At 45.3% G+C, this 1,695-nt stretch carries 1 protein-coding gene; it reads right to left on the bottom strand.

Translation table 11 applies throughout. The annotated features are described in order from the left end of the window. On the bottom strand, window positions 1–1,695 hold a 1,695-nt coding region (locus KDK18_RS09615; RefSeq protein WP_257254687.1), incomplete at both ends, for a pilus assembly protein.

Here is a 1,695-nt window from a genome sequence, read left to right as displayed (position 1 = left end):
TTCCGCAGTGCTGGCATTGCCATTGCTGTCTGGAGTGAAATTGGCAAGAGTACCGACATTGTGCTTGATTGTCGTGTGAGGAGGTACAGCCTTGCTACTTCTGTTGGCAGTATCGACGGTGGGGTTTGCCAGTTTTGGTGAAACCAGCATGTAAAATCTATCTTGAACATCACTATTGAGTAGACCCAGAGGATCTGGACGCAATCCTGAGCCAATGCTGATTGCAAGTTGCCTTTTACCGTTCAGAGCCAGGTCAGAGATGTCTGGGCGAGTGAAGAATTTTCTTGCATTTATCTTCTTCTGAGTCGCTGTCATATCATTCGAATAGCCGATGTATGCAATGACGCCATCATCACTGTCTGAGAAGCCGCCTCCATCATCATCTGCAGCCCATATGAGATGTTGTTTGTCACTGAGACTTTGGACGGCACAGTTACTGACACTTCCATTTGAATCTGCTGTGCAGTTGTTAATATAAAGTCTCCAGACTTGCCCTCCAGTATCAGCAAAGAAGAGCTGGTCGCCATATCCATCACCATCGATATCCGCTACCGTCACTCCACCTGGAATACTGTACTTCATTTTGTTCAAGGTGAGAGTATGTCCACTTGAATGACTGGCAGACCAGATCAAAGCTCCGGTTTTTGCATCGACAATATAAATTGCATTTCCCATGCTGTCTTGTGAATACAGAGCCTGAGAATCCTGGTTGACATCATAACCCCCGGAGAAAATCAGTACGTCCTTGCTATCAGCACCAATTTTGAGCTTGGTTCGAACCGGTCTTGACCAGGATTGCCCTAATTGCTGGAAGGGGGCCACACCGCCATTAATGTACCAAAGCATTTTTGGATTGCCGGTATCAGTCACATTCAAGGCATAGTAATTTCTCCCTCCCCTTCTCATGCCTACGTAGGCGTAAACAAACTCTCCATCATTTGGAGTTGTCTTACTCAACTCCTCTGTAGTGTTACCATCGTTGTCTTTATCTGCAGTATCTGCTCCACCATATATGACGCCATTCTTATTCACATCATTTGCCCAAAGAACCAGATGACCATCTAATCCGTAAGGGCGTCCATGACCCGGTGTTCTATTAGTAGAACCATTGGTATTTAAGTGCCTGACATTGGGAAGTAATTCCTTTGGCATATAGGCAAACAGTTCTTCACCTGTCTGCGCATTAACAGCGTGGAACATGCCATCATTTGTACCGAGGAAGAGGGTGAGGTCAAGCTGGTTTTCTGCACAGCTGAAAGGAGCACTTGCAGAGTAGTTTTTACATTTATAATTGACCAACGCAGGTGTGGAGTGAAGTGGGTCTCCGATACCTTTGGAACGATCCCTGATCCAGTTAATAAGCTCATCTCTTTCGGTCGTTTGACTATCGCTTAGTCCGAACAGAGTCGGTGATAGCGAATTATTTGTATCTACGACTGCATTAGTGCTGGTTAAGATTTGAGCGCCACTATTTACACCTGCAGGACTACTACCAAGAAAGGTATAAACTTTTCGATGACTACTATTGGAGGATGAAACCGAGAGGATATCATTTACACCACCCTTTTCGACTTTACCGCCGTCAATACTTGTGCTCCAGAAACTAAACGCATCTTCTTTGAAAAAACCTGTAGAGGTATCTACGGCGGGCTTAGGCGTTGAGCTGTTATCATATATTTCAGCAGGATCTCCCAG

This window comes from Endozoicomonas sp. SESOKO3, from assembly GCF_024606255.1.
This window is presented reverse-complemented; position numbering and strand designations above follow the sequence as displayed.